Annotated in this window: 22 protein-coding genes; 7 read left to right on the top strand and 15 right to left on the bottom strand. The window is 65.5% G+C overall.

All coding sequences use genetic code 11. The features are described from left to right. Window positions 1-63: 63 nt before the first annotated feature. Window positions 64-1,374 (top strand): MFS transporter, encoded by a 1,311-nt coding sequence (locus DOM56_RS05645; protein ID WP_110707898.1) that lies wholly within the window; start codon window positions 64-66, stop codon window positions 1,372-1,374. Window positions 1,375-1,448: 74 nt separating this feature from the next. Here the strand turns inward: DOM56_RS05645 and DOM56_RS05640 are convergent, their stop codons facing one another. The 7 genes from DOM56_RS05640 to DOM56_RS05610 form a co-directional block, all read right to left on the bottom strand. Further along, complete coding sequence (locus DOM56_RS05640) at window positions 1,449-2,825, bottom strand: amidase (RefSeq protein ID WP_110707897.1); 1,377 nt, start codon at window positions 2,823-2,825, stop codon at window positions 1,449-1,451. Further along, window positions 2,822-3,505, bottom strand: a complete 684-nt coding sequence (locus DOM56_RS05635; RefSeq protein WP_110707896.1) for a DUF2848 domain-containing protein — start codon at window positions 3,503-3,505, stop codon at window positions 2,822-2,824. The genes DOM56_RS05640 and DOM56_RS05635 overlap by 4 nt, the downstream gene beginning before the upstream one ends. Window positions 3,506-3,592: 87 nt before the next feature. Further along, on the bottom strand, window positions 3,593-4,873 hold the full coding sequence (locus DOM56_RS05630; RefSeq protein ID WP_110597971.1) for a TRAP transporter large permease: 1,281 nt from the start codon (window positions 4,871-4,873) through the stop codon (window positions 3,593-3,595). Beyond that, window positions 4,873-5,496, bottom strand: coding sequence for a TRAP transporter small permease (locus tag DOM56_RS05625; protein ID WP_110707895.1), 624 nt, complete (start codon window positions 5,494-5,496; stop codon window positions 4,873-4,875). Before DOM56_RS05625 ends, DOM56_RS05630 begins: the two co-directional genes overlap by 1 nt. Window positions 5,497-5,555: 59 nt before the next feature. Beyond that, window positions 5,556-6,602, bottom strand: a complete 1,047-nt coding sequence (locus DOM56_RS05620; RefSeq protein WP_110707894.1) for a TRAP transporter substrate-binding protein — start codon at window positions 6,600-6,602, stop codon at window positions 5,556-5,558. Between the two features lie 74 nt (window positions 6,603-6,676). Beyond that, window positions 6,677-7,471, bottom strand: a complete 795-nt coding sequence (locus DOM56_RS05615; RefSeq protein ID WP_110707893.1) for a putative hydro-lyase — start codon at window positions 7,469-7,471, stop codon at window positions 6,677-6,679. Between the two features lie 229 nt (window positions 7,472-7,700). Further along, window positions 7,701-8,600 (bottom strand): LysR family transcriptional regulator, encoded by a 900-nt coding sequence (locus DOM56_RS05610; protein WP_110597967.1) that lies wholly within the window; start codon window positions 8,598-8,600, stop codon window positions 7,701-7,703. A 349-nt stretch (window positions 8,601-8,949) separates the two neighbouring features. Between DOM56_RS05610 and ilvD the strand changes: the two genes are divergently transcribed. The 4 genes from ilvD (at window position 8,950) to DOM56_RS05590 (ending at window position 13,206) form a co-directional block, all read left to right on the top strand. Continuing rightward, entirely contained in the window at window positions 8,950-10,659 is a 1,710-nt protein-coding gene (gene ilvD / locus DOM56_RS05605) for a dihydroxy-acid dehydratase (protein WP_110597966.1), read from the top strand. 256 nt (window positions 10,660-10,915) lie between these two features. Further along, entirely contained in the window at window positions 10,916-12,097 is a 1,182-nt protein-coding gene (locus tag DOM56_RS05600; protein ID WP_110707892.1) for a methionine synthase, read from the top strand. Window positions 12,098-12,194: 97 nt separating this feature from the next. Beyond that, complete coding sequence (locus DOM56_RS05595) at window positions 12,195-12,629, top strand: hypothetical protein (protein WP_110707891.1); 435 nt, start codon at window positions 12,195-12,197, stop codon at window positions 12,627-12,629. Between the two features lie 82 nt (window positions 12,630-12,711). Then, a complete protein-coding gene (locus DOM56_RS05590) occupies window positions 12,712-13,206 on the top strand; it encodes a metallophosphoesterase family protein (protein ID WP_342595354.1) in 495 nt (164 codons plus the stop codon). Window positions 13,207-13,215: 9 nt separating this feature from the next. On the opposite strand, the gene DOM56_RS05585 is transcribed toward DOM56_RS05590, so the two are convergent. Further along, window positions 13,216-14,448, bottom strand: a complete 1,233-nt coding sequence (locus DOM56_RS05585) for a PQQ-dependent sugar dehydrogenase (protein ID WP_110708056.1) — start codon at window positions 14,446-14,448, stop codon at window positions 13,216-13,218. 172 nt (window positions 14,449-14,620) lie between these two features. Between DOM56_RS05585 and DOM56_RS05580 the strand changes: the two genes are divergently transcribed. Beyond that, the gene (locus DOM56_RS05580; protein ID WP_198655691.1) at window positions 14,621-15,721 is read left to right on the top strand and encodes an AbrB family transcriptional regulator; all 1,101 of its coding nucleotides are present in this window, start codon (window positions 14,621-14,623) and stop codon (window positions 15,719-15,721) included. A 123-nt stretch (window positions 15,722-15,844) separates the two neighbouring features. On the opposite strand, the gene DOM56_RS05575 is transcribed toward DOM56_RS05580, so the two are convergent. Further along, complete coding sequence (locus tag DOM56_RS05575) at window positions 15,845-16,210, bottom strand: hypothetical protein (RefSeq protein ID WP_110597962.1); 366 nt, start codon at window positions 16,208-16,210, stop codon at window positions 15,845-15,847. 412 nt (window positions 16,211-16,622) lie between these two features. On the opposite strand from DOM56_RS05575, the gene DOM56_RS05570 reads away from it, so the two are divergent. After that, window positions 16,623-18,104: an amino acid permease gene (locus DOM56_RS05570; protein WP_110707890.1), complete on the top strand. Its 1,482-nt coding sequence runs from the start codon at window positions 16,623-16,625 to the stop codon at window positions 18,102-18,104. Window positions 18,105-18,237: 133 nt separating this feature from the next. On the opposite strand, the gene DOM56_RS05565 is transcribed toward DOM56_RS05570, so the two are convergent. From DOM56_RS05565 to DOM56_RS05540, 6 genes are all read right to left on the bottom strand, one after another. After that, window positions 18,238-19,008, bottom strand: a complete 771-nt coding sequence (locus DOM56_RS05565) for an ABC transporter substrate-binding protein (protein ID WP_110707889.1) — start codon at window positions 19,006-19,008, stop codon at window positions 18,238-18,240. Window positions 19,009-19,171: 163 nt separating this feature from the next. Continuing rightward, entirely contained in the window at window positions 19,172-20,290 is a 1,119-nt protein-coding gene (locus DOM56_RS05560) for a succinylglutamate desuccinylase/aspartoacylase family protein (protein ID WP_110707888.1), read from the bottom strand. Between the two features lie 67 nt (window positions 20,291-20,357). Beyond that, a complete protein-coding gene (locus DOM56_RS05555) occupies window positions 20,358-21,179 on the bottom strand; it encodes a transporter substrate-binding domain-containing protein (protein WP_110707887.1) in 822 nt (273 codons plus the stop codon). Window positions 21,180-21,247: 68 nt separating this feature from the next. Then, entirely contained in the window at window positions 21,248-21,979 is a 732-nt protein-coding gene (locus DOM56_RS05550; protein WP_110707886.1) for an ABC transporter permease, read from the bottom strand. Continuing rightward, the gene (locus DOM56_RS05545) at window positions 21,967-22,683 is read right to left on the bottom strand and encodes an ABC transporter permease (protein WP_110597956.1); all 717 of its coding nucleotides are present in this window, start codon (window positions 22,681-22,683) and stop codon (window positions 21,967-21,969) included. The genes DOM56_RS05550 and DOM56_RS05545 overlap by 13 nt, the downstream gene beginning before the upstream one ends. Window positions 22,684-22,696: 13 nt before the next feature. Next, entirely contained in the window at window positions 22,697-23,467 is a 771-nt protein-coding gene (locus DOM56_RS05540) for an ATP-binding cassette domain-containing protein (protein WP_110597955.1), read from the bottom strand. Window positions 23,468-23,500: the final 33 nt, after the last annotated feature.

Genomic DNA, 23,500 nt, shown 5'->3' with positions numbered 1-23,500 from the left:
CATCGAGGTTGTCGTCTGGGCTCATCGCTCGAGCCAGATTCGGTAGCCAAGGAGAATGGCATCATGACCCACCAGGAACGTCGACTCATCGTCGCAGGGACGCTACTGATTGGTGTGAGCTACGGCCTGGCACGCTTTGCCTACGGCCTGTTCCTGCCCAGCATGCGCGAGGATGTCGGGTTGGATTCGACGATGGCGGGGGCCATCGGCAGCGGTGCCTACGTGGGCTACTGTCTCGCCATCGTGCTCAGCGCGCTACTGGTGGAGCGGCTCGGCGCTCGAGCCATGGCCGTTGCCGCGGCCCTGGTCGCCGCGACGGGAATGGCGCTCATCTCCGTCAGCACCAACGCGCTGTGGCTGGCCGGGGCCATCCTGCTGGCGGGAGCCAGCACCGGGCTGGCATCGCCACCCATGGCCCAGGCCGTCTCGAGTTCGATCGCAACCGACCGCCAGGGCCGGGCCAATACCGTCATCAATGCCGGCACCAGCCTCGGCGTCGCCATCTCCGGCCCGGTGGCGTTTATCGCCACGGGGCAGTGGCGCATCGCCTACGCCGCCTTCGCAGTGACCGCGTTGCTCAACGCCGTGCTGTTGTTCGTCAGCGTGCCGCGAGCGGATGCCAGCGATCGTCGATCGGATTCACCGGAAAATGGTCGCGGCGCCGGTATCTGGCGCTCCCACGTGGTGGTGCTCGTCCTGGCTGCCGTCGGCATGGGCATGGCCAGTGCCGCCTACTGGACCTTCTCGAGCGAGGCCGTGGTCACGTTGGGGCACTTCGACCAGGCGACGGCCAATATCGTCTGGATTCTGATCGGCGTCGCCGGCCTGGCTGGCGGGCTGGCGGGTGATCTGGTCAAGCGTCTCGATCTCGATGTCGTCCATCGCGGCTCGCTCGCTGCGCTGGCGCTCTCGCTCTGCCTGCTCGCCGTGCTGCCCTCCAGCCTGCCGGCGCTGCTCGTCTCGGCCGCGCTCTTCGGTGGCGCCTACATCATGCTTACCGGCGTCTATCTCGTATGGGGCATCCGGCTCTACGCGGATCGGCCCGCCATCGGTCTTGGGCTGCCGTTTCTGATGATTGCCGTGGGCCAGATCGTCGGCTCACCGCTGGCCGGCTATCTGATCGGCGGCCAGGGATACGCCTTCTGCTTCATCGCCTTTGCGCTGATCGCGGTGGCGACGATGCTGGCAGGATACCGCCCGGACGGGCATAAGCGTGCCGACACTCGCCCGCCAGAGGCATCGAAAGGCGCGCCGGCGTCACCGCGCCCGCCGATCCCGCCGTTCTATATGCCGGCGATGCCGCCGCTGGGGTTGATCGACAAGATTGGCCGGAAACTGAACGCCCGGCTCGGCTCCGGCACCGATCGGCGCTGAGCGATGAGGGACTCCGGCTTGGCCCGGGGGCCTTCACCGACGAGCGCGCGCTGGAGCAACCGACTGCCGGGGAATCAGGCTTGCAGCATCGCTTCCACCACGCAGGCATGCTGCAGCAGGGCCTCATCGTCGCCCTGGGGACGCGATAGCATCAGGCCGATGGGGAGCTCGGCGCCGGTGGCGAGGTAGGGCAGCGAGATCGAGGCCGCGTCGAGATAGTTGAAGACGCTGGTATTGCGCAGCGCCAGCCGGTTGGCGCGCTGGAAGGCGGCGGCGTCGTTTTCGAGGTCGGCCCGTCTCGGGGGCAGCGTGGCGACGGTGGGCAGCAGCACCGCATCGAAGCCGGCCATCTCCTGTTCAAAGCGCTGCTGCCAGCCCGCTCTTGGCCACAGGCGCTGCAGGTAATCGGCGGCGCTGATGTCCCGGCCGCCATTCAGGCGTTCGGCGATCAAGGGGTCGTAGTCGGCCTCGGCGCGGGCGAGCTGCTCGCGGTGCAGCGCGGCCGCTTCCGGCACCACCAGGCCACCCTGCTGGTTGATGGCCAACGCAGCGTCGACGGCCGCGAACGGTAGACGCTCGACGTGACACCCACTGGCTTCGAGGACAGCAACGGCCGCCTCGAAGCCGTCGCGAACCGCATCATCGAGCTCGCTCATCAGGCCGCTTTCGGCGATCGCCAGCCGTAGCGGTCGCGGCGTCGTGTCCAGCGGCGGCAGCGGCCGGTCGGCCAGAATCGACCAGAGGCTGGCGCAGCACGCGACGCTGGGCGCGATCGGACCCACGCAGTCGAGGCTCGGCGCGAGCGGATAGGCCCCTTCACCGGGCACGCTGGCCTGGCTCGGCTTGAAGCCGGTCAGACCGCAGAACGCCGCAGGGATCCTGAGCGAACCGCCGGTATCGCTACCCAGCGTGGCGGCGGCGAGACCGAAGGCGACCGAGGCCGCGCCACCCGAGGTCGAACCGCCGGTGATGCGTTCGCCATCGAGCGGATTGGGGGGCGTGCCGTAGTGTTGATTGAGGCCGAGCCCCGAGAACGCGAACTCGCTCATGTTGGTGCGCCCGGTCAGCAGCGCCCCGGCACGGCGCAGACGCTGGACCGCCGGCGCATCGCGACTGGCGGGCGGGTTGCCCCCCAGCACTCGGGAGGCGGCACGGGTCACCTCGCCCTGGACGTCGAACAGATCCTTGATGCTGATCGGCACACCCGCCAGAGGTTGGGTGGGGTCGACCCGCGCCAATCGGTCCGCCAGCTTGTCGGCATCGAATTCGAGATAGGCCGTGGCGGTGACCGCAGCCTGTGAGCGGGCTCGCTCGACCAGTGCCTCCAGCGCCTGGGCGGGGGTGAAGTCGCCGCCGTCGATGGCGGCCTGCCAGTCGTGCAGCCGGCGTTGGCCGGCAGGCCGCGCCCAGAATGCGCGAGCGGCATCCTGTGGCGTCTGTGGCGAGCTCATTGCGCGACCTCGAGCTCGATGACGGTATAGCTATGGCTCAGGCGGCGATTCAGCACGGGGTCGGTGAGCGTCATCGAGAAGCGCGGGCTGGGTCGGATACCGCCGATGGCCGGTACCGTGCCGCACAGCAGCAGCGTATTGGGGGCCAGCGATTCGCCCTGCTTGAGTGCGGCCGGCAGCTTGGCCAGCAACGTCTCGACGTCCAGCAGCTCGGCCAGCGTGCCCTGCTGATAGGTGACGACCTGGCCGTTCTCTTCGATCTCACTGGCCAGTTCCAGTGCATCCCAATGTTCGCGGATGGCCGCCAGTGGCCAGGCCTGTCGGGCGACCGGCTTGGCGCAGAGCTGCTTGGACTCGGCGACACCGACCGCCTCGAGTTTACGATCGGTGTGATCGGAGGCGAGCGTCACCCACAGCCGGCCATCTTCGTCGCTGACGAGGCAGACCTCGGCTTCGCCGGAGCCGTCGCCGCCGAGCATCTCGACGTTCTCCGCCTGGGTCAGCAGTTGCGCGCTGGCGCGATAGAACAGCGGCACGCTGGACGGCGGCTTGACGCCGATGGCGGCCAGCTCGTCGATGTGATGTTGCACGTTCGCCTGATCGCGGCCTGCCCAGCCGGCGATCGCCAGCCGTTCCGGCGTGACGGTGAGCGTGTTCTCGGGGGTATCGAAAGTCAGCATGAGCGGTTCCTGAGTTGTCGTTGGAGCGGACATCGGCGTCGAGTGCCGCGAGTCATCGATGACGCGATGCATCGATGACGCGGCGGATCAGAGCGAGTTCGGCAGCCACAGGGCGATGCCGGGGAACAGGATCAGTAGCACGGCCATCACCACCATGGCGGCAATGAATGGCAGCGTGCCGACGATCACGTCGGAGAACGGCTTACCGCGCCGGGCTGCCTGCACGATGTAGAGGTTGAGACCGACCGGAGGGGTAATCAGCGCCATCTCGACGAACAGGATCATCACCACTCCGAACCACACCTTGTCGAAGCCCGCAGCGAACAGCAGGGGCGCGATGATCGGCAGCGTGATCACCATCATCGACAGCGTCTCGATGAAGAAACCGAGAACCACCAGCAGCGCCAGCACGCAGAGCAGCAGCGCCATCGGCGACAGGTCCAGTTGCGTCAGCAGTTGCGTCAGCTGGCCGGAGAGACCCGCCGAGGCGAGCGCGAAGTTGAGAAACGAGGCCGCCAGCATGATGAACAGAATCATCGAGGTGGTGCGCACGGTGTTGTCGAGCGCTTCGGTCAGCATGCGCCAGTCCAGCCGCCGATTGAACGCGGCGAGAATCAGCGCGACCACCACGCCGATGGCGGCGGCTTCTGTAGGCGTCGCCCAGCCTGTGTAGATCGAGCCGACGATGGCGACGAACAGGATCAGCAGCGGCAGCAGGAACTTCAGATGACGCAAACGCTCAGGCCAGCTCGAGCGACGGCGTGGCCCGCCCAGCGACGGCTTGAAAGCGCAGAACAGGATCGCCGTCAGCATGAACAGGCCGGTCAGCAGCAGCCCCGGCAGCAGTCCGGCCACGAACAGCTTGGGGATCGAGGTCTCGGTCAGGAAGCCGTAGACGATCAGGTTGATCGATGGCGGGATCAGGATGCCCAGCGTGCCGCCGGCGGCGATGCTGCCGCAGAAGAGCCGCGGGTGATAGCCGAGCTTGTCGCCCTGTGGCAGCGCCACGGTGGAGATCGTGGCCGCGGTGGCCACGGAGGAGCCCGAGGTCGCGGAGAACAGCATCGAGGTCATCACGTTGGCATGCAGCAGGCCGCCGGGCAGCCAGGAGAGCCAGTGATCCATGGCGCGATAGGCGCGCTCGGCGATCCCCGCGCGGACGATGATCTCGCCCATCAGCACGAACAGCGGAATCGCGATCAGCAGAAAGGAGTCCGCCGCCGACCACAGGTTCTGGCCGAGCGCCCGCATCAGCGGGAAGAACGAGAAGAACTGATCGACGCCAAAGGCGAGCAGGAACAGCGTGATGGCGACCGGGATGCCGGTCAGCAGCAGCGCCAGAATCCCGATGGAGAGATAGGCGAGCATCAGGGTTTTCCTCCTGTCGCGGCGTTGTCGTGCGCGCGGGCTTCGAGCTCGTTGGTCTCGAACGGGTCGGCCTCGTGGCCCATGCCGATCAGCGTGCGAATCGTGGCGCTATCGCCGCCGGCCGCCGCCAGCAGGGCGCGAATCGCCAGCACCGCCGCCGCCAGGGCGAACCAGGTGTAGCCCAACACCCAGACCAGCTGCGGTATCCACAGCGGCGTCGACAGCGGCGTATTGGCGGTGGTGTGGTTGGAGAGTGACCCCGAGAACACCGGCCAGGCGTGGATGACGATCATCCAGCCGACCAGATTGACGGCGAGTATCGAGAGCAGGTCGAGCGCCGCACGGGCGGCGATCGGCAGCTTCGAGTAGCCGACATCGATGCGGATATGGGCACGTTCGACCAGCGTGTGCGAGAGCCCCCAGGCCGAGAGAACGGCGAGGACATAACCGGCATACTCCTGGACGCCTTCGAAGGAGCGGCCCAGCAGTTTGCGGCTGACCACTTCCATGATGACCATCGCGACGACGGCCAGCAGCAGCAGGCCGATGAGCCGAGCGGCCCAGCGCGAGACAAGGCGGACGGCGCGCACGAGCGCGTCGAACAGAGAGACGAGAGCGAGCATGTTGGATACCTGCCGACGGGCAAGGGCCGAGCACTGACGTGCCCGGCCCTGCGATCCATTTACTTGACGATGGGGAGGGCGACGAGGGGAGCGACGTTCTCGTTCCACAGCGAGATCGTTTCGTCATCGATCCGCGAGGCCCAGCTCGGCAGGACCGCACTGACCAGCGCCTGATGGGCGCGCTCGCGGTCGGCATCGGTCACCTCGACCAGTGTCATGTCGCCCGGCTTGCCGTGCTCGCACTCGCCATTGCCGGTCAGGCAGGCGATGCCCTGCTGCTCGTCCTTGGCCAGGTTGTTCCACACCGGATCGATGAAGCCGGGTACGATCTGGCTCTCGATGGTCTGCTTGGTCTCGTCGTCGAGCGAGTTCCAGGTATCGTCACTGACCGCCGTGATGACCGTATCCCAGCCGCCGATGGGGAGCGGCAGCAAATAATCGGCGACATCCTGCCAGCCGGAGTTGTAGCCGGAGAGCGAGCCGGTGACGGCACAGTCGATCACCCCGCGCTCCAGTGCGCCGGGCACTTCGTTGAAGGCCATGACCGTGCTCTGGGCGCCGATGGCGGAGAGGAACTCCGCCGTGGTGCGGCCGCTGGCGCGGACCTTCTTGCCCTGCAGATCGCCGAGGCCCTTGATCGGCGTGTTGCAGAACACCACCTGCGGCGTGTTGGGCGCGATCGCCAGCACGTGCGCATTGTAGTGAGACTGCATCGTTCTCTCGGCGATCGGCATGAACGCCTCGCTGACCTCGCGGGCCTTCTCGGGATCGGTGGTCATCATCGGCAGGTCGAGACCTTCCAGTGCCGGCGCCTCGCCGCCGACGTAGTCGGAGAAGGTCATGCCGACATTGAACAGGCCGTTCTTCAGGTAGGTGAAGACATCGCTGCCTTCGATACCCATCTGATCGAAGGTCGTCATCTGGACCTGGATCTGGCCATCGCTCGCCTTGGGCAGGGTCTCGGTCCAGAACGGCTTCTCGAAGTTCTTGTGCAGGGAGACCGCGCTCCAGGTACCGACGACGTTGAGGCTGGTATCGGCGACGGCGCCCTGGGCAAGGCCGACAGTCAGGGCGGAGAGCGTGAGGCCAAACAGTGTCTTCTTCATGGGAGTCTCGCTTGTTGAGGTTGTTTTACGAGTCTTCGGCAGGCGCGACCGGCGTGACCGCCGCGATATCGCCGCTACCGATACTTCAGGCGATAGTTGGGGATGTCGGTAATCAGCATATGACCGGGGGCGTGGGCCATGGCGAAGGGCAGCTTCGCATTCATCAGCGCGATCTGCGGTGTCACGCCGCAGGCCCAGAACACCGGGATGTCGCCGGCTTCCATCACCGGGGCATCGCCGAAGTCCGGCTCATGGATGTCGTCGATGCCGATCAGCTCCGGTCGCGCCAGATGCAGGGGCGCGCCGTGAACGCTGGGCATGTCGGTGGTGATCTGCACGGCGCGGATGGCATCGGCCGGCGACATGGCGCGCATCGACACGACGTAGCTGCCGTGGAACGGGCCGGCGGGAATCAGTGGAATGCGGGTTCGGTACATCGGCACGATGGTCCGCGCGGCCATGTGGCGAACCGGCACGCCCTCGGCGAGCAGCGACTCCTCGAACGAGAACGAGCAGCCGATCGAGAAGGTGACCAGGTCGTCGCGCCAGCGGGAGACGAGGTCGGCCGGCTCGTCGACCAGTTCGCCATGTTCGTAGACGCGGTAGCGCGGCACGTCGGTGCGCAGGTCGATCGACTCTCCCAGGGCCTGCGGATGAAAGCTGCCCGGTTCGCTGACGTCGAGCACCGGGCAGGCGGCGCGGTTGGCCATGCAGAAACGCAGGAAGTCGGCGGCGTAGGTTTCGGGAATGATGACCAGATTGGCCTGGGCGAAACCGTTGGCGATACCGGTGGTGGTGGTGGGCCAGTCGCCGCGGCGGATGGCGGCGCGCGCCTCGGCCGGAGAGACGGTGGCGTCGAGAGAGGTCATGTCGTCGATCCTGGTTGTCATTGTCGTGGCAGTCTTGGCCGGCAGAACCGGGCGCCGCCTTATGACATCCCACGCTATGGGTTCACGGCGCATCAATCCAATCGATTTTTATGATTCTTATTCATCGGTAAAACCTTTCAATACCAGCGTTCTCGACAAAACCTTTCGACGTCAGGCACATCGGCAACGCCTTGCGACAAAGGACCCCTCGGTAACGCCGCTTTCGGCGTCAGGCGTGCTCGCGCTGGTCCCGTTGCCCGAGCTCGATCGCCAGGTCGATGACGCCATCGGCCAGCGCCTTGTCGATGTGCTGCGGCCAGGAGGCGGCGAAGTCGAGCCGGGGCAGGTCGCAGGGCAGGGTGATGAGCTCGCCGCGGGCGATCTCCTGTTCGACGATGCGGGGCGGGATGGCACCGACGCCGATACCATCCAGCGCCAGGCGCACGATGGTCCAGACCGAGCCGGAGCAGTGCAGCTTGATCCGCTCCAGACGCTGCTGATGCAACAGCGACTGCAGCTCCCGGTAAGGGCGGCTGTCGCTGGCGAAGGTGATCAAGGGCGTGCCGGTACGCGCCAGCGCTTCCAGAGTGAACGTCCGGGCCGAGAAACCCAGCTGCGGGGTGGCGATCAGGCCCGTGGCATAGTGGCATAGCGGCCGGCTGAGGATGTCCTGGGCGTCGACCGGTCCCAGCGTGAAGGCCATGTCGATCTGGCGATTGAGCAGCCGGTTGGCGAGTCCCGGCGTGCCGTCCACCTCGAGCTGCAGCGTCATGTCGGGGAAGCGGTTGGCGAGTTCGGCGATGAACGCCGGCAGCCAGCTATGGGCGATGGTTTCGACCACGCCGAGACGCAGCACCCCCTGGAACGGGTTGTTGGCCTCGAGCATCGCCATCGCCTCCTGGCGTGTCTCCAGCATGTGCTGAGCGTGGCGGTAGAACTGTCGACCCTTGGGTGTGGGCTGGATCGGGCGCTGGGCGCGATCCAGCAGCGGCCCGCCGACGAACTCCTCAAGCCGGGCAATACGATCCGAGATGGAGGGCTGGGTCAGGTGCAGGTGCTGTGCGGCAAGGCGGAACGATCCCAGGCGTACGATCCAGACGAAGGCTTCGATTTCCTTGAAGTCGAACATGGCGGGCTCGCTCGGCGTGCGGTGAAGACGGCAGACGTGATGGCGGCCAGTATTGCATGGATGGCCGCCCTCGAGAGACGCGCGATTTCCGCCATCGTCGGATGTCCGCGCGCGCTCGGTGCCGTTACAATGGGCCACCCTTTCTGCATCGGGCGCGTCCGATTCGCTTCACGAGAGCCGCTTCACAAGAGCCATCGCGTCCGAGCATTGTCATGTGACCGTGACACCTCGACGCCTGCCGACCGTCATCTTTCGAGGCATCGTTTCAGCCGGCATGCGTCGCTCAACCTTCGCCCGACGAGGCAGCCAGACCGCCCTCGAGGCGAACAGCCGAAAACAGGAGCGCTTGATGAGTCAGGATTACCCGGAAAATACCGACCACCGTCGCCGCCACTCCGCCAACGTGGTCGATGGTCCCGGCAAGGCCGCCAGTCGCGCCATGCTGCGCGCGGTGGGCTTTACCGACGAGGACTTCAAGAAGCCGCAGGTGGGCATCGCCTCGACCTGGAGCCGGGTGACGCCGTGCAACAGTCATATCAACGTGCTGGCGGAAGCGGCCAGTGACGGTGCCGACGCCGCCGGCGGCAAGGGCGTGATCTTCAATACCATCACCATCTCCGACGGCATTGCCAACGGCACCGAGGGCATGAAGTACTCGATGGCCTCGCGCGAGATCATCGCCGACTCCATCGAAGCCGTCTCCGGCTGCGAAGGCTTCGACGGGGTGGTCGCCATCGGCGGCTGCGACAAGAACATGCCGGGCTGCATGATCGGGCTGGCGCGTCTCGATCGGCCCAGCATCTTCGTCTACGGCGGCACCATCCAGCCGGGCGCGGGCCATACCGATATCGTTTCGGTGTTCGAGGCGATGGGGGCCTACTCCCAGGGCAACAAGTCGCTGATCGAGGTCAAGCAGATCGAGGAGACCGCGATCCCAGGGCCGGGTTCCTGCGGTGGCATGTATACCGCCAACACCATGGCCTCGGCGATCGAGGCGCTGGGCATGAGCCTGCCCAACTCCTCGGCCCAGGAGGCGGTCTCCCAGACCAAGCACGACGACAGCCGCGCCGCCGGCGAGGCCGTGCTCAAGCTGCTCGAGCTGGACCTCAAGCCTTCCGACATCATGACCCGCAAGGCGTTCGAGAACGCCATCACCGTGGTCATCGCCCTCGGCGGCTCCACCAATGCGGTGCTGCACCTGCTGGCGATCGCCAACACCGTTGGCGTCGAGCTCACGCTGGATGACTTCACCGAGATCGGCAAGCGGGTGCCGGTGCTCGCCGACGTGCGCCCCAGTGGCCACTACATGATGAGCGAGCTGGTGGCGATCGGCGGCATCCAGCCGCTGATGAAGGTACTGCTGGATGCGGGCATGCTCCACGGCGATTGCATCACCGTCACCGGCAAGACACTGGCGGAGAACCTGGCGGACGTGGCGCCGTATCCGGTCGATCAGCAGATCATCAAGCCGCTGGATGCGCCGGTGAAAGCGAGCAGCCACCTGCGCATTCTCTACGGCAACCTGGCGCCGGAAGGGGCCGTGGCCAAGATTACCGGCAAGGAAGGGACCCGCTTCACCGGTCGGGCGCGGGTCTTCAATTCCGAGGAGGAGGCCCAGGCACGCATCAACGACCTGACCGTGGTCGCCGGCGATGTCGTCGTCATCCGCTACGAAGGACCCAAGGGTGGCCCGGGCATGCGCGAGATGCTCACACCCACCTCCGCGATCATGGGCCGCGGCCTGGGCGACAAGGTGGCGTTGATCACCGACGGTCGCTTCTCCGGCGGCAGCCACGGCTTCGTGGTCGGCCATATCACGCCGGAAGCGTTCGTCGGCGGGCCGATCGGCCTGGTCGAGGATGGCGACGAGATCACCATCGACGCCGAGAACGACGTGATGACCGTGCATATCGACGATGCCGAGATGGAGCGGCGCCGCGCGGCCTGGCAGCGTCCGGCACCGCGATATACCCGCGGGACGCTGGCCAAGTACGCCAAGACGGTCAGTTCCGCATCGAAAGGCGCGGTCACCGATCTGCCTGAAGCGCTGGAAGACTGAGTCGGCACCAGGCGATCGACGCGGTCGCCTTCGCTGAATGAACGCCCCGGGGTCTCCCTCGGGGCGTTTTTCGTGGTGAGGCGACTGCTGAAGCGAAACATGAGCCCGGTTCATGATCGAGCTGCACAACTTTCATGCGGCCTCACGTCTATTGCATCTCCGGCTTGGGTATCCTGGCGGCCTGCCTCTTCGGTGGCGCCACGCTAGCCGATCCGCTCGCCATCGCCGAACCGTTCCATAACGCCAGGGAATTGCCATGAAAGTCAGTCGCGACCGCATCATCACCACTCATACCGGCAGCCTGCCGCGCACCCCGGCGCTGTCGCGCATGCTGGTCCTGCGGGAGCAGGGCAAGCCGGTCGACAGTGCGGCGTTCGAGGCCGAGGTCGCGGGCTGCCTGGATGGCGTGATCGGCGCCCAGCTCGATGCCGGGCTCGACAGCATCAACAACGGCGAGGCGCCACGAGTGGGCTTCTCGACCTACGTGACCGAGCGCATGAGCGGCTTCGGCGGCGAGGGTCGGCGCAAGCCGACGCTGGATATCCAGAAGTTCCCCGGCTACGCCGAACACATGGCGCGCCAGATCGGTGTCTCCGAGGATCTGGCCAAGGTGTGGAACACGCCGCTGGCCCAGCGTGCGGTGCACTACGATCCGACACTGGCCGGGGTCAAGGCGGAGCTGGCCTCGTTTTCGGCGGCGCTTGCCGGCAAGCCGGCACCGCTGGAGACCTTCATGACCGCGGCCTCCCCCGGCGTGGTCACCACCACCATGCTGCGCGCCCAGGACAACCCCGACTATCCCACCGACCGCGACTACGTGCTGGCGGTAGCCCGCGAGCTGAAGCAGGAGTACGAGGCGATCGTGGCGGCCGGCCACGTGCTGCAGCTGGACGCCCCGGATCTGGCCATGGAGCGCGTGATCCTGTTCGGTGACGCCGATCTGGGGACCTTCCTCGAGCGCGTCGAGCTGCATATCGAGGCGATCAACCTGGCGCTGGAGAACATTCCGGCGGACAAGGTGCGCCTGCACGTCTGCTGGGGCAACTGGCAGGGCCCGCATCAGGATGACGTGCCGGTCGCCGAGCTGCTGCCGATCCTCTACCGCGCCAAGGTGGGGGCACTCAGCATCCCGCTGGGCAATCCGCGTCACGAACACGAGACGGTCTCGTTCAAGACCCATCCGCTGCCGGATCACATGCTGCTGATGCCGGGGGTGATCGATGTCACCACCAACTATCTCGAACACCCCGAAGTGGTGGCCAATCGCATCTGCGCCTCGGTCGATGCCGTCGGCGATCGCGAGCGTGTCGTGGCCGGCACGGACTGTGGTTTCGGCACCTTCGCCAGCTACGAGTTCGTCGCCCAGGACGTGGCCTGGGCCAAGCTCAAGGCGCTGAGCGAAGGCGCGGCGATCGCCAGCCGACGTCTCTGGGGGTGAGTGGGCCCTGCCCATCGCGGTCTCGGCGTCGATGACTTTGCAGATCGCGAGGCTCTCCTATACTGCGAGGGCAAATGGCACAACAGGGAGAGGTGCAATGGCGACCCAATGGATGAGGAATGCCGGGCTGGGCCTGGTACTGAGCACGACGCTGTTCGCCGGTGGCGCCGTGGCGCAGGACAAGACGAGCGATCAGCCCAACGTGAACAAGCAGGAGGGGGCGCAGACCAACGAGCAGGAGCCGGCCCATGAAACCGAGACGCAGGCGGAGGGAGCCCCCAAACTCGCCAAGGAGTGTCTCGATCTCGCCCTGCAGAAAGACGAAGGTAGCGAGAAATTCCGAGGCAATTCGATCTACGAGAACAACGCCAAGGACTACGATGCCGATGAGCTCGAGCAGGGAGACACCTTCGAGCTGCGGGTCGATCTGCTCGGCGAGGGCAATGCGAAATACAACCTGACCTGCCAGATCGATGCCGATGGCAACATGACCTACGAGGGCATGGGCAAGTCGACCAGCGTCAAATCATGAAGCGGACTCGTGCAACGTTCCAGACGGCCCCTCGGGGCCGTTTTTGTCTGCACTCTTCGACCGTTTCATCGGGAGATCATCGGTGAACATCACCGCGGACATTGTCGAGACGACGTCGCCGGTCGGGGTCATTTCGGATACCCACGGGTTGCTGCGGGACCAAGCCCTGGCGCTGCTGGCGGATTGTCGCCCGTTGATTCATCTGGGCGACGTCGGCGATCCGGCCATTCTCGAGCGTCTGGCCGAGTTGGCGCCGGTCTACAGCGTTCGCGGCAACATCGACCGGGAGGGGGTGTGTTCGGCACTGCCGTCACACCGCCTGCTGGTGATCAACGGCCGGCCCCTGCAGCTGGTCCATGATGTGGCGGACGTCGACGAGCGGATGGCGTGCGAGGCCGTGCTGCACGGCCACTCGCACAAGCCGCGCAACGAGTGGCGGGGAGAGGGCGACGAGCGGAGGCTATGGTTCAACCCCGGCGCAGCGGGCAAGCGCCGATTCAGCCTGCCGATCACGCTCGGCAAGCTGTGGATCGACGCCGACGGCATCCGCAGTGCGATCATCCATTTGCCGCTGTAAGTTTGGAAATCACTCGCCGTCCGGGGTGATCCGGACCAGCGCGCCGTTGCTGGAGTCCGTCAGCACCCAGAGCGCGCCGTCGGGGCCCTCCTCGACATCGCGTACGCGGCCCAGCTTCTCCAAAAGACGCTGCTCGCCGCTGACACGCTTGCCGTCGAGCGTCAGCCTCACCAGTCCGCCCGGCGACAGCGACGCGATGATCAGATCGCCCTCCCAACCAGGGAAGCGATCCCCCTGATAGAACGTCATGTCGCCGGGCGCGATCACCGGGTCCCAGTAGTAGATCGGCTGTTCCATTCCCTCCCTGGCGGTCACGCCTTCACCGATCGGTGCTCCGCTGTAATCCTCGCCATAGGTAATGACGGGCCAGCCGTAGTTGTGGCCGGCTTCGGGGACGTTGAGTTCGTCGCCGCCCCTGGGCCCGTGTTCGATGGTCCAGAGTTCACCGCTGGCGGGGTTCAGCGCCGCGCCCTGGACGTTGCGATGGCCGTACGACCAGATCTCGGGCAGGCCGCCTTTTTCGACACCTCCGTTCTGGCCACCGGCGAACGGGTTGTCGTCGGGAATCGAGCCGTCGGCGTGGATCCGCACCACCTTGCCCAGATGCGTGTCCAGATCCTGAGCCAGTTGGCGGGGTTCGGGTAGCGAGCGCTCGCCCAGGGTCACGTAGAGTCGGTTCTGGTCGTCCCAGGTCAGCGTGGCACCGAAGTGCTTGGTGGAGTTCCACGCCGGTGTCTGGCGAAAGATGACTTCGACGTCGCTCAGCCGCGCGTGGTCCTGGCTCAAGACGCCACGGGCGACCGAGGTGCCGTTCTCGCCGTCGCCCCTGGGTTCGGCGTAGCTGAAGTAGATTCGCCGGTTGCTGGAAAAGTCGGGGTCGAGCACCACGTCGAGCAGACCTCCCTGGCCGCGGGCATCGATCTCCGGCAGGCCCTCGATGGGCGCGGACAGCGTCCCGGCCTGCAGGTCGACGGCACGCAGTCGCCCGGCGCGCTCGGTTACCAGTGCCATGTCGTTGTCGACAAATGCCAGGCCCCATGGATGGGCCAGGCCCTCGGCTACCGGCGTTACCGTGAGCGTGACATCGCCGTCGAGCGCCGGCGCGCGGGTCTGGCCGTCGAAGGCCGGGGTCTGCTCCGGCGCATTGGGCGGACCGCTCCGTACCGGCTCCGCGGCGAAGGCCTCACCGCCAAGCGACAACAACAGGGCGGCACCGGGGAAGGTCACCAGATTTCGAAGCATGTCGGTCTCCATGGCAGGGGCTGGCACTGCGCCTGATTCATTGACTGTAGCAGCCTTCCGGGCCGGCGTGAGCGGTGACGTGTCGCTGACAGTTTGAAACCAAAGATTGTCGACAAACGATGCCGCGCTTTGGTCAAAGTTGATATCATTAGCCTTTTATCGGAGTTCGAACTTGCCCACTGACCCCTCCGTGCCCAGCCAGCCATCATCGCGCTTCCGCCCCCCGACGTGGTTGCGATGGCTGCTGCTAGTGCTCGGCTGCGTCGTTGCCAACCGGTCGTTGAACGCGGTGCATATGCCGGCCGGCGGGTTCATCGGCCCGATGGCGGTATCGATCGCCTACGGGGTGCTGGTCGGTGGCCTGAAGTTGCCTCGTATCGGTTTCAAGCTCAGCCAAGGGGTGATCGGCGTGCTGATCGCCCAGACGCTGACCCTGTCGGTGCTGTTCAAGATTCTCGATGCCTGGCCGGTGATGCTGATCGCCACGGCGATCACCCTGCTGCTGAGCCTGGGGGTGGGCATAGGGCTGGTGCGCTACGGCGGCTTGCCTGGCTCGACAGCGGCCTGGGGCACGACGCCGGGCGCCGCCGCGGCGATGGTCGCGATGGCCGAGGAGAGCGATGCCGATCCGCGGATCGTGGCGGCGATGCAGTACGTGCGCGTGGTCTGCGTGGTGCTGGTGGGGGCCCTGGTCAGCCACTACCTTGGCGTGACGGACAGCGCCGGCCAGGGGCACGCTGCCAACCTGCCCGCCAGTCTGGCAGAGCTGGGCAGCTTCGTTGCCACGTTAGCGGTCGTCGTCGGCGGCGTGTGGTTATTCGACCGCCGGTTGCCCGCGGGCGCGTTGCTCGGGCCGGTGGTGCTGGGCAGCGTATTGAGCCTGAGCGGACTCATCACCATCGTGCTGCCCCAGCCGCTACTCGAGCTCGCTTACGGCGTGATCGGCGCCTACGTGGGACTCCGCTTCGACCGGGAGACGGTCCACAACATCGCGCGCGCGCTCGGCAAGATGATTTTCGCCTCGCTGGTGCTGATTGCGCTCTGTGCCGTCTCCGCCTGGCTGATGACGCTGTTGATGCACACCACTTTCATTACTGCCTATCTGGGCACGAGTCCTGGCGGCCTCGATTCGATGACGATCATCGCGATCGATACCCATGCGGATGTGGGGTTGGTGGTCGCGTTGCAGACGCTCAGGCTATTCACGGTCGTGCTGGTGGGGCCGGGGATGGCGAGGCTGGTCGCGCGGTTCGCCAAGCCATCGGCGACCTGACAGGGACCTCGAGGGTGAGTCTCTTTGACCGTAGCCAGGCGAAGGCTGGGCTAGCGTGGAGCGTTCGACGGGTCACCGGCTGATCGACGCCGGACGGCTTGGCACCGGGGCCTCGGGTAGCGCCTAATGAAGGCTCCATTGCCAGCGCTTGTGCTTGTGACGCGGGGCGGGCGTGTGGCTGCGGACGCGGCTGACCCAGGCCTGGCGCGACTCCCAGCGTATCAGGTAGACGGTCTCGCCATCGCGTAGCGGAGGGTTGGCCGGATCGATCAGGACCGCGTCGAACCAGCGTGAGAGATGATAGACCTGGAGCTTGCCGGTGACGGGGTGAGCGGCCACCTGGACGGCGGCCTCCGCGCCGCCGCCGCTGTCCGGTCGAAGCGACAGCGCCCACCAGCCCGGCATGCGGTGCCGGAGGATCATGGCGAGCGAGCAGAGCGCCAGCCAAAAGACGATCTCTCCCGGCGTTGTACTGAACCATGACTCCATGGAATCCCCCTGCGACTCGGTGGCGATAGCTTCCAGTAATGGGCCATCGTCCTTTTTATGCGACGCCTTCGGGGGCGTCGTCTGTCTTCGATAGATCCAGCGTTACCCAGCACGATACGGATAGCGAGTGCCGCTCTCCACACCAGAACGGTAAACAATTGCTGTCTTACGTAGCGGTTCCCGGTGATTGTTGCGGTGATTTCCCACCGCGCGAGACGGTTTTCCTCGTGACTCTCTTCTGGACACTGTCCCATCCGCGCCAAGGGGTTTGCGGACCCGTGGGGTCTGCAGTATTTCTGAAAGCGCAAGGTCTCCTCGCACCTCGAGGGGAAACGGGATGCGGGATGCAGCGGCTGGTCTCACCGCCCTGCACCGACGACAACAAGGACAACGACAGTGGCGAGAGGCGGATATGAAACAGCAACCCTCCAACATTCAATACCGGCAGGAAGACGCCAGTTACTTCGAACAGCGTGGCCTGAGCCGATATGCCGGCCCCTGGTCGCTATGGGCGCTGGGCGTCGGCGCAGTCATTTCCGGCCACTACTCCGGCTGGAATCTTGGGCTCTCCATCGGCGGCTGGGGCGGCATGGCGATCGCGACCGCGTTGATTGCGATCATGTATCTGGGGCTGACATTCTGTATCGCCGAGATGTCCCCGGCGTTACCCCACACGGGAGCGGCATACTCCTTCGCGCGCTCTTCCATGGGGCCCTGGGGTGGCTTCATCACCGGCCTGTGCGAGAACGTCGAGTACATCCTGACCCCGGCGGTGATCGTCTTTTTCATCGGTTCCTACCTGGGCAGCATCTTCGAGACGCCAGCGGCGATGCAGCCGCTATGGTGGGTGATAGGCTATATCCTGTTCGTGGGACTCAACATCGTGGGCGTGGAGCTGTCGTTCAAGGTCACCTTGACGGTGACGCTGATGGCGCTGGCGGTGCTGATCGTGTTCTGGGTATCGGCGATTCCCAATATCGACTTCTCCACCTGGGCGCTCAATATCGGCAGCGGCGGTGAGCTGCTGGAGGGCGGCGGCGGGCCGTTGCTGCCGATGGGCATTGGCGGCGCGCTGGCGGCGATGCCTTTCGCGGTGTGGCTGTTCCTGGCGATCGAGCAGTTGCCACTGGCGGCGGAGGAGTCGGTCGATCCCAAGCGAGACATGCCCAAGGGCATCATCCTGGGGATGATCACCCTGATCGTCTCCGCCTCGATGGTGCTGTTCCTCAACCCTTCACTGGTCGGCGTCGGGGCCTACGCCCTTGGACAGAGCGGTGAGCCACTGCTGGACGGCTTTGCCGCCATCTACGGCAGCGGCCTGGCCAAGGTCCTGGCGCTGGTGGCGATCATCGGGCTGATCTCCAGCTTCCACACCATCATCTTCGCCCAGGGGCGTCAGATCTACTCGCTGTCGCGGGCCGGCTACTTTCCGACCTGGCTGTCGATCACCCACGGCACCCGCAAGACGCCGCACGTGGCGATGATCGCCGGCGCCTGCCTGGGGCTGGTCATCATGCTGATACTGTTCATCGGCCTGGGGATCGATCAGGGATCGGCGGTGATCGGCGGAACCCTGCTCAACATGGCAGTGTTCGGCGCCATGTGCTCCTACATCGCCCAGGCGGCATCGTTCATCCTGCTGCGCAAGAACCGCGCCGACATCCCGCGCCCCTATCGCAGTCCTTTCGGGGTGCCCGGTGCCTGGATCACCATCGCCATCGCGCTGGTGACGCTGTTCTTCCAGCTGAGCGACCCCACCTACCGGGTCGGCATCCTCGGCGTCATCGTGTGGTTCGCCGTCGCGATCGCCTACTTCGCGCTGGTCGGTCGTCATCGGCTGATCCTGTCGCCGGAGGAGGAGTTCGCGATGGCGCAACGCGAGGCGGCGAGCTAGAGCGCCGAGGCGACGTCAGCGATACGGCAGGGGCGCCGATGGCTTCGGCTGGCGGAAACGACAAGGCCCCGATCCTGGGACCGGGGCCTTGCGTTCGAGAGGCAGGCAGGCGTGGGACGCCCGCCGTCGACCTCTACTGCTGGGTCTTGAAGTACTTGTCGTAGATCTTCTGGTAGGTGCCGTTGTCCTTCAGCGTGGCGAGGGCGTCGTCGAAGCGCTCGGCGAGCTCCTTGTCGCGGGGACGGAAGGCGATACCGAAGCCTTCGCCGAAGTATTTTTCCGGCTCGCTGATCATGTCGCCGACGGTGACGTAGTTGCCATCCTTGCTGTCCAGCAGCGTGGACTTGCCTACCGGGAAATCGAGGAAGGCGATGTCGACGCGTCCGGCATCCATGTCCAGCACCAGGTCGTCGGCGGTGGTGTAGCGGCTGATGTTGGCCACGTCGCCGTACATGTCGGTAACGTAGTTGTCCTGCAGCGTGCCGCGCTGGACGCCGATGGTCTTGCCCTTGAGCGACTCGGGGTAGGTGGTCTCGATGCCGCTGTCGGCAGCTGCGAACCAGGCGGAGGGCGGCTTGATGTACGGGTCGGAGAAGAGCACGGTCTGGCGGCGCTCGTCATTGATCGTCATCGACGACATGATGGCGTCGTACTTGCGCGCCAGCAGGCCCGGAATGATGCCATCCCACGCCTGCACGACCCATTCGCAGTCGGCTTTGATCTGCGCGCACATGGCGTTGCCGAGCTCGATGTCGAAGCCGGTCAGTTCACCATCCGGAGTGCGATATTCCATCGGCTCGTAGGGAACGTCGACGCCGATACGCAGCTGTTCGGTGTCCTGGGCCTGGACGACGCCCGCGATCAGCGCGGCGCCAAGCAGGCTGGTGGTCAGCAGTTTTTTCATGGATCGCTTCTCTCTCGTGATGCGTGTGTTCTTGTGTGTTGCGACTCGGTCCCGGTTCGTCCGGCGCTTCGTGGGCGGCGAACGATCCACGACATCCGATGGATGACAACCGCAGCATAACGAAAGCTTACACGGTTGAATATCACCTCGATCAACGCCTGGTTCACGGCGCCAGCAGGTAGCCGCTGCGGTGACTGTGGTGGCCGGCGATATCGGCGACGATCATGCCGGCCGTGGCCATGCGGCGCTGGCTGCGAGCGTAGAACATGCCTGCCTGCGGCGCGCGGACCGGCTCGACGCGATCGCTGATCGGGTCGATGATCTCGGCGATGAGCTGCCCCGCCTCGACGGCCGTTCCCGGCCTGGCATGGAACACCAGCAGCCCCCCGATCGGCGCATGCAGGAAGTCCATCGCCGCCAGTTCGGTGGCGGGATAGGCCAGCTCGGGCAGGGGCGGCGCCTCGCCGGCGACGAGTCCCAGGTGGCGGAGCCAGTCGATGATCGCCTGGGCGTCGTCAGCGGCGAGGTCGTGATCGACGTCGCGCTGCCCGCGCAGCTCCAGGGTCACCGACTGACAGCCATAATCGAGCGGGAAACGGTCGCCGAAGGTCTGCCGAAGCCGCTCCCACACCAGCGTGAAGCACTCGTCGAACGACTGTCCGCCGGAGTCGGTCGCCAGCATGCTCGCCTTGGCGCCGAAATAGCGTGCCAGCGGCTCGAATACCGGCCATGCCGCCGGCGTGGTGTAGAGATGCTCCACCGCATCGAAATCGCAGTGCAGGTCGAGCACGAAGTCGGCACGGCAGGCCAGGCGCTGCAGGGTCAGACGCATCGACTCCAGCGTCGTCGTCGGCGTCAGTGCATCGAGCGCTGCCTCGAACCGGTCGCGGATCAGGTCGCGGTTGTGGGCGACGTCGTCGTTCAACGCGGCGTCCAGGCCAGCGGCGATCTCGTCGGCGACGTTGGCGTAGCGGCGGTTGAAGTTGGTCAGGCTCTCGAAGTCATAGCGGCCCAGCGGCGTGTCCATCAGTTGCTGGTCCAGGCCGACCGGGTTGGCCACCGGGACGAGGGTGACGCGGCAGGCCAGCAGGCCCTGGGCTTCGAGTTCGGCCAGGCGCTGCTTCAGGGTCCAGGCCACCAGCATGCCGGGCAGTTCGTCGGCGTGCAGGGCACCCTGGATGTACAGGTGGCGCTCGGCGTCCGCCGGGCCGTAGTGAAAGCTGTCGATCTGTCGCTCGGTGCCCGGCACCGGGCTGATCAATGGGTGTCTCCGATGTTCCACGACGCTTCCTCGGCTCGAGAATCGATAGGTCCGGTCGCTGGCGCGGCAGCGACCGGAAGGGACTGGGTTACTGGGCGCAGTCGGCTTCGCTGGGGCGGACCGACAGGTCGTAGTCGAAGTACTGATCCATCAGCTTGTCGAAGGTACCGTCGGCGTACACCTCGCAGATCGCCTTGTCGAACTTGGCGGCCAGCGCCTTGTCGCGCTGGCGGAACGCCATGGCGGCACCCTTGCCGAAGATCGACGTCGGCGTCTTGATGCTGTCGCCGAGCTGCTTGTAGGGGCTGTCTTCCTGGCGGAAATCGATGGCGTCGTTGGCGATCGGGAAATCCTCGAAGGTCAGGTCGAGCCGGCCGGACTTGAGATCGTTGACCACCTCCTGGGAGGAGCCGTAGCGGTGGATGTCGAGGACGTCACCGTACTCCTGGGTGACGTAGACGTCGCGAATGGTGCCGCGCTGCACGCCCACCGAAAGACCCTTGAGCGAAGCCTTGTCATCGATGTCGATGTCGCGATCCCGGGCGGTGATCCAGACGCTCGGCGTGTTGTAGTAGGGCAGCGAGAACATCACCTGGCGCTCGCGCTCCGGGGTGATCGCCATCGAGGAGAGGATGGCATCGTACTTGCGCGCCAGCAGGCCGGGAATGATGCCGTCCCAGCTCTGTTCGACCCAGCTGCACTCGAGGTTGGCGCGAGCGCACAGCTCGTTGCCGAGGTCGATCTCGAAGCCCTCGAGCTTGCCGTCGGCATCGCGCATGACGAACGGCTCGTAGGGGACGTCGATGCCCAGGCGAACGGTGTCCTTGTCGTCCTGCGCCATGGCCTGGCCGAGGAACTGGCCGGAGACGAGTGCGCCGGCGAGCAGGGCGCTGGTGATCCACTTGTTCATGTTCGACTCTCTTGTGATTGGTGGTTGATGATCGGGAAGCAACGCCGTCGTGACCGAATCGCCGGCCGTCAGGCGCCCCGTGGGCGCAGGTGCGCCAGCAATCGTTTTTCCAGCCTGCGGAACAGGAACATGATGCTGAAGGTCAGGCAGAGATAGATCAGCGCCACGAAGATGAACGCCTGGAACGGTGCATAGAAGCGGGCGTAGACGTAGTACGCCGCCCCGGTCAGATCCATGATCGTCACGACGCTGGCCACGGCGCTGGCGTGGAGCATGAAGATCACCTCGTTGCCGTAGGCCGGCAGGGCGCGACGGAAGGCGCTGGGCAGGATGATGCGGCGCATCATCAGCTTGCGCGACATGCCGTAGGCGCGGGCGGCCTCGATTTCGCCCTTGGCGGTATTCTTGATCGCGCCATGGAAGATCTCGGTGGTATAGGCCGCGGTATTGAGCGTGAACGCGATCAGCGCCGGGAAGAACGCCTGCTTGAACACCACCCAGAAGATGCTGTCCTGGATGCCGTCGAAGAAGACCACGCCGTAGTAGACCAAATAGAGCTGGATCAAAAGCGGTGTACCGCGGAAGACATAGGTATAGGCGTAGATCGGCAGCTTGATCCAGCGCCGCTTCGAGCCGCGGCCGATGGCCAGCGGCACCGCCAGGATCACGCCGATCAGCAGCGACAGGAAGACCAGCTGCACCGTCGTGACGAGCCCGCCCCAGTAGAAGCTGAGCGTATTGGCGGTAAAGATCGCGTTGCCGGACAGCAGTTCGGTGAACCAGCCGTTCAATTGTTCCATTCGCTGGACTCCCCGAAGCCGGTGTTATAGCGCTTGGTCAATTTGGCGAAGCCCCACTCGGAAAGCGTGGCGATCAGCAGGTAGATCAGTGCCACCGGGATCATGAACAGGAAGGGCTCGTGGGTTGCCTTGGTCGCCTCGGCGGCCACTCGGACCATGTCGGTCAAGCCGATGATCGAGACCAGCGCAGTGGTCTTGAGCAGCACCATCCAGTTGTTGCCGATCCCCGGCAGGGCATGTCGCATCATCAGCGGGAATCGGACACGCCGGAAGGCGAGCAGCGGACTCATGCCGTAGGCTCGCGCGGCTTCCATCTGTCCCTCTTCCACCGACTGGAAGGCGCCGCGGAAGGTTTCGCCCATGTAGGCCCCGAAGATCAGGCCGATGGTGATGACGCCCGCCACGAAGGCGTCGACGTTGATGAAGATGTCGATGTCGAAGGCGTAGTAGAGCTGGTCGGTGAGCATGTTGATCCCGATCTGCCCGCCGTAGAACAGCAGCATCATCAGCACCAGGTCCGGTACGCCGCGCACCAGCGTGGTGTAGAGCGTGCCGATGCCGTGGATCAGCCGATTGCGCGACAGCTTGGCGCTGGCGGTCAACAGTCCCAGGATGACTGCGAGTATCAGCGATAGCACCGCCAGTTCGACGGTGACCAGCGCCCCCTCGAGCAGCCGCGGGCCGTAGCCTTGCAGGTCGATCATGATGGTTTCCGCCTCAGTGCTTGGGCGCCAGGAACTGGCGCAGGCGCTCGGAGCGCGGGTTGTCGAGGACGTCGGCCGGTGCGCCGACCTCTTCGACCACGCCCTGGTGCAGGTAGATCACCTGGCTGGAGACATCCCGGGCGAAGGCGATCTCGTGGGTCACCAGAATCATGGTGCGGCCCTCGTCGGCGAGGTCGCGCATGACCTTGAGGACGTCACCGACCAGTTCCGGATCGAGCGCCGAGGTCGGCTCGTCGAACAGCATGACCTCCGGGTCCATCGCCAGTGCCCGGGCGATGGCACCGCGCTGCTGCTGACCGCCGGACATCTGGGTCGGGAAGTAGTCGGCGCGATCCAGCAGGCCGACGCGATCGAGCAGGGCGCGGGCCTCTTCGATCGCCTGCTTCTTGGGTTTCTTCAGCACGTTGACCGGCGCCTCGATGACGTTCTCGAGCAGGGTCATGTGCGACCAGAGGTTGAAGTTCTGAAACACCATCGAGAGCTTGGCGCGAATGCGCTCGACCTGCTTCCAGTCGGCGGGCTCGCGGCCGTGCTTGGTGGCGCGGAAACCGATGGTCTCGTTGTGAACGATCAGTTCGCCTTCGTCGGGCTGTTCCAGCAGGTTCATGCAGCGCAGGAACGTGCTTTTCCCGGAACCGGAAGCACCGATCAGCGTGATGACGTCGCCTTTCTGTGCCTGGAGAGAGATCCCCTTGAGTACCTCGTGATCGCCGAAGCGCTTCTTGATGCCCTTCGCTTCCAGGGGAATGGGGGTCGCGGCCATGATGTTGTCCACCGAGTGGGTTGGCTGGCGGGA

Source organism: Salinicola sp. CR57 (assembly GCF_003206585.1).
GTDB classification, from domain to species: Bacteria; Pseudomonadota; Gammaproteobacteria; order Pseudomonadales; family Halomonadaceae; genus Salinicola; species Salinicola lusitanus.
This window is presented reverse-complemented; position numbering and strand designations above follow the sequence as displayed.